Source organism: Rhizobacter sp. (genome assembly GCA_021153565.1).
GTDB lineage: Bacteria > Pseudomonadota > Gammaproteobacteria > Burkholderiales > Burkholderiaceae_C > Albitalea.
In genome coordinates, this window is record JAJKJU010000316.1 from 1 (window position 1) to 6,606 (window position 6,606).

A 6,606-nucleotide genomic window follows, 5' to 3' on the forward strand; every position below is an offset into this window, starting at 1 on the left:
TCTTTGAACACTGGGACCAACTCATCGCCTTCATGCTCGATGGCCTCACTCCAGCTCCCAAGAAACCACGCACAGGGTGATTTTCAAAATGAGAATTGCTGAGGTATCGCCCTTCGGCGTGCGGTCCATCACATCCGCGGTTCGCCGTTTTCGTTGACCGTCACCGTCGGTCCCGGCGGCGATGTTGATTGCATGTGATGTTCGACACCACGGAACTGATAGGTCACGTCCCAGTAGTCGGGGCGGCCTTGTGCAGGGGTCGCAGCGCAGCGCTGAACGTTTTGAATCGACGTCGTCTGAGCATCACGGCCGACATTCGCGCCGATGGCTGCGCCCGCCACGACCCCGCCCACGGTAGCAATATCGCGGCCCGTACCGCCGCCGATCTGATGGCCGAGGATGCCGCCCACGATGCCGCCCACAACGGCGCCGCCGACGTTCGGGTCACGACGCTGCTCTTGCACGACTTGCTCACGCTCGATCCAGCAACGTTGCTGCGGGGCCGCAAACACGGCGCGCGCCGCGGTCACCCTGGCTTCATGGATCCGCTCTTCGGGGCGTCGGCGCCAGTCGTATACCGGCACAGGTTGAGGCGCGTAGCGACCATCGTGGAATCGAGCGGTCGGATGCACTATCCGCACCGAGGAAACGCGGTCGTTGAGCCCCATCGAACTCAGGCTTGGATAACGACCGGGACGCAAGATCACGCACAACCCGGTGAAGTTCACGTGTTCACAAGCCTCCCAACGCTGCCCGAGCACCACGACTGACGACGCGCGATCGTTGAATCCGAATCGCTTGAAGTTCTCAATGTCTCCCTCGGTGGCGAAGGCCCGGCCCTGGAAGCCCTCGCGTTCGTAAAAGGTGATCTGCCCCATCATTGGCTGCGGCGCGTAACGCCCTTCGTCGTATCGCCTGTCGCGCCCGATGGCGCGCGCGGACGACAGGCGATCGTTCATGTTCATGTCCCGAAGCGAGGGGTAGCTGCCGGGCCGCAAGATCATGCAACGCCCGTGGAAGTCGGCGTCGTCGCACACTTCCCAGGGCTCACCGACCACCACGACCGACGATGCGAGGTCGTTGAACCCGAAGCGCCTGAAATTGTCGACAGGCTCTTGCGCGGTGAATGCGCGGCCGTCGAAGTTGTCGTGCTCGTAAAAGGTGATCTCCGCCGAGGCGTGAATCGAAAGAACGGCCGCGACGACGGCAAGTGCCGATTTCAAAATCGGATTCATTGAATTTTTCCTTTGATCGTGGCATGCATGCCAAGGCACAGAAAGCCCGGCATTAGTGCGACAACGCGATGTCGGTTGCGCTCGACGACAGCCGTGAAGCGGCGCGAGGTAAACGTATGTTGCTATCGCCCGCCCTGCTTACGATCGAACCTTGTCAGCCATCATCGACACCTCATGGTCAAACGCCTGTTCGACAGCGGGATTTGCATCGCAGCACTGCTTCTGGCAATGGTTTGCGGCGCCTGCTCAACCGTTGCGCCTCGCAATGATTGGGAACATCGTCTGCGCGGAGACGCCGTGGTGATGCTCGGCGAGGTGCACGACAACGCCGAACAGCATCGGCTGCGGCTGCTGGTGCTGCGCCACGCATTGGCTGCCGGCTGGCGCCCCGCCATCGCGATGGAGCAGTTCGACCGCGAGCACCAGATCGACATCGACCGCGCACGCCGCGAACGACCCGGTGATGCGCAGCATGTGATCGACCTCGCCGCCCCGGTTGGCACCGCGTCGAGCAGTGGTTGGAACTGGGATTTCTATCGTCCGTTCGTGGCGCTCGCGCTCGAATACGACTTGCCCCTGATTGCAACGAACGTGTCCAACTCGGACACGACCAATATCGTTCGAGGCGGCTACTCAGCGGTGTTCGACAACGCCAGCATCGCAAGGCTGGGGCTGGACCAGCCCATCGCGCCCGACTGGCAAGCGGCCCAGGAGCGCGAGATCGATGCTGGGCACTGCCATGTGTTGCCACAAGCCGCGTTGCCGCGGATGGCACGCGCACAGTACGCTCGTGACGCTGTCATGGCTGAAGAATTGCGCAAGCACGCCGGTAACGGCGTGATACTGCTCGCCGGCAACGGCCATGTGCGTCGCGATATCGGCGTTCCGCGCTGGATGAACGGCCCGTTGCGAGACCGGGTGTTTGCGGTCGCCTACCTTGAAAGAAACACTGAATCGATCCCCGATTCAGTCTTCGACGCTGTTGTGCGGACGGCTCCGGCCGAGCGGCCCGATCCGTGTGCCGAATTCGAAAAACGCAAGCGCCGTCAATGACGAACGGCGCGCTCCGTATTCACGCTGCACTTCATTCATCGAGAGAGCCGGCCTTGAAGAAACTCCACGCCGTGCCATCGTGAAGGTAGGAGCACCCGTCAGCGCTAAACCTTGACGGGGAAGAACTCGCGGTATGCGCGCGGGACGAGCCGCGAGAGCTGCTCGTCCGTGATTTCACCGAACTGTTTCGGAGTGATCGGCTGACCAACTCCGAGCTTTCTGGCAACCATCTCTGCAATGCATGATCATGCTGGGCGCGCATCCGCAGGTGCGGGACGATTTCCCGCGGCCCCGATCAGATCGTCAACTCTCGTTCGACATCTTGCGCCTTGCGCCGAGCCAGCGCCAGATTGGACTTGGCCTTGTCCAGCACGAAGTAGACGAACACGCCTTCCTTGCGCGATACCGGGCGAATGATGTGGTATTGCTTGCCCAGCGTAATCAACATGTCGTCGATCACGTCGTTCAGGCCAAGCTGACGCATGGTCTTCATCTTCGAGCGCACGACCTCGGTGTTGCCGGCCGCAGCCACTTCCATGTCGACGCCGGAGCCGGCCGATCCGAGCATCATGCCGCTCGAAGAGTCGACCACAGCCGCGCACATCGCGCCATCGACGGTTAACAGGTCATCCAGGGCTTGTCTGATGGTTGCCATATTCTCTTTCCAGTCGCTGAGTAGGGATCGTCATGATCCGAAATGAAGATCGCTTCGACGCTGCACGCCATAGATTGCAGCGCCATGCCGGATCTCCGGATGGGCATGTGATGCGGTGACGCCGTGAAGGCGTCTAGCCAGACGAGCGAAGGAGATCGCCCAGCGCTCGGGCCTTGCGCTGCAGGGCGATCCAGTCGACACCCTGATGTTGGCCGTGCGAGACCAGCAGAACGTCTGGATCGCTGCAGCACGGGAACACAGCGAGCACGCCAAGGGTGTGGTACATCACGGCAGCACCTAGCGCTCCAAGGCCGGCGAAATGCAGCTTCTGCCGGTCGTGAAGTCGCCAGTAGTCCACTGCCGCTTCCCAGATCAGTTCTGCTTTCGGCACTCCACCACGGGCATGCCAAACCAAGCCGGTGCTCGCGTCCACGAGAGCGCAGCCAATGATGCTGGGTTGGGCTGCAATGATGTCCAGTTCAGAACTTAGTTGGTGAGAGTTCATTCCGCATTCATCGCTTTTTCTGCGGCCGCGAGGTGATTCCACACCAGGCCCAGTAGCGCGGTCTTGTCAGTCACAACGACAACAATGATGGCGTGATCGCGCACCTGCATGCAGCGCACCATGAGGCGGCCATCGGTGGAATCGATGACGAGACAACGAGGTGTGCCAAGGCCGCTTTCTCGGCTGGCGGCATCGCCGAGAGCAGCAAAGGAGCTGACCATCGCGGCCAAGCGCGAGGCCTCAACGCCGCTGTAGCCAACCTGTACCAGGTCAAAGCCGTCGGCGGTTGCGACCACGACCGCGCGGGTCCCTTCGATCGCGGTGAGCAGCGACTGGGCCACCTGCCGGGCCTGCTGCGAAAGGAATGTGGGTACAGAGGACATGGACTTCTTCTTTCAGAGGCGCATTTCAGCTTGGACGAGCACCGTATCGACCAGCGTCAACACGTCTTCGCGCTTGCGAACATCCACCGCCAGCACCGGGAACAGAAGCCCGCGGGCAGCCAGCATGTCGCAGAAGTCGTCGACAGTCGGCAGCGGACATTCAATCGTGCGGCCGATACCTACCGCGCAACTCATCGTCGGCAGCAGATCCTTGTATGCATCGAGGTAGATCGCAAGGTCGTCGAGCGGGTTGGGCCGCGAGTTGTCAATAAGAATCACCAGGCCGAGCGCATCGGTAGCGATGATTTGCCACATGAACTCGAAGCGCAGTTGACCTGGCGTACCGAACAGCCGTACGAATTGACCATCGCCGAGGTCGACCTGGCCGAAGTCGAGACCCACGGTCGTGTTCTCCTTGCCGAGGCTGGCGTCCGTGTTGCGCACGTCGGTCACGACGGGTGGGGTGTCGCTCAAGGCCCCGATGGCTGTGGTCTTGCCAGCACCAGGAGTCCCCGTGAAAACGATCTTGAGGTGATTCAACGTCGCCATGTCAGTCCCAAGCTGAGTCGGATCTTGCTGAGCAAGCCGCGGTCAATTGCCGGCGAAGAACTGACGGGCCGCCGCGGGCTCGTGGTGCCAGCGGTTGACACCGGCGGCGGCGTCGGCGGCGGTTCAGGTCGGCGGGCGCCTGCAAGCTCTACGTCCAGCACCTCACCCTTCATCAACGCGAGCAGGAATTCTTGGCACTCTTCCTTGCCCACGTTGCTCAGGCGGGCCAGTTCATCCAGATCGAGATGCCGCGCCGAGAGAAAACTCGCGAGGCGCGGGTGGTAGCGATAGCCTTGCAGCAGCGCAAGCGGTGGCCATCGCCGCAAGCGGAATCGCGCAGCCGGCGGCAATACCACAGCGGGTGGAGGTGCGGGGGCCGGCGGCGTGGTGTTGAGGGACGGCTTCGACGAGACAGGTGTTGCGGCAGGCGCTGCGGCAGGTGTTGCGGCAACTCTGCGTTCCACGCCGGACAGCATCTCGATGAAACGTTCATATTCCAGAGGGCGGACCAGGTGGCTGGACGTCTCGGCTCCAGCCGCATGCGCGTCCACCACGCGCAGAGTCGCCACAGGATCGTCCACCATGCCGCGCACGGTCTGCGCTTCGTCGCTCCCCAGCATCAGCACGTCCAGCTCGCCGCTATAGACAATCTTCCAATCGAACTTCAGCCGCTCGCGGCCGATACGCAGGAAAGCGGCCGCCTTGGCAAGGTCCGCATCGGTCAGGTTCTGTACAAGCAACTTGAGTTCGCGCCGGTCAGAAGGCACCGTGGAGGACGGAGAAATCATTGCTGCATGCCACCATGGCTGGCCATCGCGGCGTTGTGTGCACGCGACCGAATCGGTTGGCTTGTGGCGAGTGACGGCGGAAGGAGATTCATTGCGTGTCCCGTGGACGCATCGATTTATGCTGCTCGACTATTGCAATTAGTGTCTGCTTGCTCGCGGCTGAACAGGCCGCGATCAATTGCGTTAAAGCAGGTTATATTGGTCGACTGTGCAGGTCATGACCAAACACTGACCTTGATGTCGGAAGCCAAGATAGCCCCGTGCGCCCGTGCCATGGATCACGCTCTCTGCGTGGCTTTTTTATTCAGTGCTGACCTTGATGACCGAATCTCGTTGAGCAAAACGTACAAGCCTGGGTCACCCTCATGCGGGTGCACGTCACTTCGTTCGACGTGATCAACTAAGGTGGGACTTGCACTCGCAGGAGTGCCCATGCTGGGCGCACAGGCGAAAAGCGCCCTTGGACCTTTGTCCAAGGGCGCTTTTCCCTGGGTGTCTAGGTGAGTGGAATACGCGATCGAACCCACATCCGCTCTTGGGAGACCAACTGGCGTACGAGGCGGCGGTGGCTGGCCGACCCTTGGGCACGACCGACTTGTTGCTGGCTGCCAAGCGCCTGGAGTTGCAAGCCAATGGATATGGCTCGACTGGCCAATACGCCCCTGCCCACCGTGGCTGTGGGACAGGACGAAGACGGTCCATATGAAAAACCCCCAAGCCCGGGCCAGAGATCGAGCTATGGGGGGCAAGGCCGCCCTTGGGGCTGGTGGCTTACTTCCAGTTCGCAGCAATCACAGGCCGCGCCGTTCCTGCTGTTCCAAATATGCCTTACGCTGTCCTCGCCTATTCAGCTTATCAATTGTTCGTGGGCTGGCAACAACAAGATCGCCGGGGTCGTATTCGTAAGAGGATTCGGTTGAAATGTAAGATATGGTAACTGAGCTGTGAGAAGAAGATGCGTCGGAAGACGACTCGCTCGAGTCGCTGGAGCGAACTGGATTCGCGCACGATTGCGTTTCCAATCCCTGTTCGTTGGAACTCAGCGGAGAAGACAGCGAAAAGCCGCCCTGGCGTCGATCGGATGCGCGATCCGACTTTTCAGCCCAGCGGTATTTTCTTGCAGCTACGCGTTCTTGATATGCGGAAACGCGAACCCATTACCGGGAAAGCGAGCACCCCGACGCTTTACCGAGACCCCAACGGCTCAAACTCGCCGTACTCGCACCAAAGCATCAACATCCCAACCCGTCGCCCTATCTGACTAAATTTATTGCGCCTGAGTCAAAAAAAAGCAGCCCTGCGTCCCTGCGCATCGATCGATACGATGGGCTGCCTATTTGTCCCATCCCGTGTGATCATGTGCCAATCCGCAGCTGGCCGCTGTTCCGAGCCAGAGACCTTTTGCGGGGTGTTATCGAAGCCTTCCAACACGAGAAAA

At 60.8% G+C, this 6,606-nt stretch carries 7 protein-coding genes; 1 reads left to right on the plus strand and 6 read right to left on the minus strand.

Translation table 11 applies throughout. The features are described from left to right. Positions 1 to 128: 128 nt before the first annotated feature. On the minus strand, positions 129 to 1,235 hold the full coding sequence (locus tag AC30NL_RS19625) for a beta/gamma crystallin-related protein (protein WP_489465668.1): 1,107 nt from the start codon (positions 1,233 to 1,235) through the stop codon (positions 129 to 131). A gap of 174 nt (positions 1,236 to 1,409) precedes the next feature. On the opposite strand from AC30NL_RS19625, the gene AC30NL_RS19630 reads away from it, so the two are divergent. Beyond that, positions 1,410 to 2,288: a ChaN family lipoprotein gene (locus AC30NL_RS19630; protein WP_489465669.1), complete on the plus strand. Its 879-nt coding sequence runs from the start codon at positions 1,410 to 1,412 to the stop codon at positions 2,286 to 2,288. Positions 2,289 to 2,583: 295 nt separating this feature from the next. On the opposite strand, the gene AC30NL_RS19635 is transcribed toward AC30NL_RS19630, so the two are convergent. The 5 genes from AC30NL_RS19635 to AC30NL_RS19655 form a co-directional block, all read right to left on the minus strand. Beyond that, a complete protein-coding gene (locus AC30NL_RS19635; RefSeq protein ID WP_489465670.1) occupies positions 2,584 to 2,943 on the minus strand; it encodes a hypothetical protein in 360 nt (119 codons plus the stop codon). A gap of 133 nt (positions 2,944 to 3,076) precedes the next feature. Next, entirely contained in the window at positions 3,077 to 3,448 is a 372-nt protein-coding gene (locus tag AC30NL_RS19640) for a hypothetical protein (protein WP_489465671.1), read from the minus strand. Beyond that, on the minus strand, positions 3,445 to 3,789 hold the full coding sequence (locus AC30NL_RS19645) for a roadblock/LC7 domain-containing protein (RefSeq protein WP_489465672.1): 345 nt from the start codon (positions 3,787 to 3,789) through the stop codon (positions 3,445 to 3,447). The genes AC30NL_RS19640 and AC30NL_RS19645 overlap by 4 nt, the downstream gene beginning before the upstream one ends. Positions 3,790 to 3,843: 54 nt before the next feature. Beyond that, positions 3,844 to 4,380 (minus strand): GTP-binding protein, encoded by a 537-nt coding sequence (locus tag AC30NL_RS19650; protein WP_489465673.1) that lies wholly within the window; start codon positions 4,378 to 4,380, stop codon positions 3,844 to 3,846. After that, the gene (locus AC30NL_RS19655) at positions 4,368 to 5,168 is read right to left on the minus strand and encodes a hypothetical protein (protein WP_489465674.1); all 801 of its coding nucleotides are present in this window, start codon (positions 5,166 to 5,168) and stop codon (positions 4,368 to 4,370) included. Before AC30NL_RS19655 ends, AC30NL_RS19650 begins: the two co-directional genes overlap by 13 nt. Between the last annotated feature and the right edge of the window lie 1,438 nt (positions 5,169 to 6,606).

Bases quoted from the DNA above. Each gene is read 5' to 3' on its own strand.
- AC30NL_RS19625 (WP_489465668.1), bottom strand. From the start codon at position 1,235: ATGAATCCGATTTTGAAATCGGCACTTGCCGTCGTCGCGGCCGTTCTT.
- AC30NL_RS19630 (WP_489465669.1), top strand. From the start codon at position 1,410: ATGGTCAAACGCCTGTTCGACAGCGGGATTTGCATCGCAGCACTGCTT.
- AC30NL_RS19635 (WP_489465670.1), bottom strand. From the start codon at position 2,943: ATGGCAACCATCAGACAAGCCCTGGATGACCTGTTAACCGTCGATGGC.
- AC30NL_RS19640 (WP_489465671.1), bottom strand. From the start codon at position 3,448: ATGAACTCTCACCAACTAAGTTCTGAACTGGACATCATTGCAGCCCAA.
- AC30NL_RS19650 (WP_489465673.1), bottom strand. From the start codon at position 4,380: ATGGCGACGTTGAATCACCTCAAGATCGTTTTCACGGGGACTCCTGGT.
- AC30NL_RS19655 (WP_489465674.1), bottom strand. From the start codon at position 5,168: ATGATTTCTCCGTCCTCCACGGTGCCTTCTGACCGGCGCGAACTCAAG.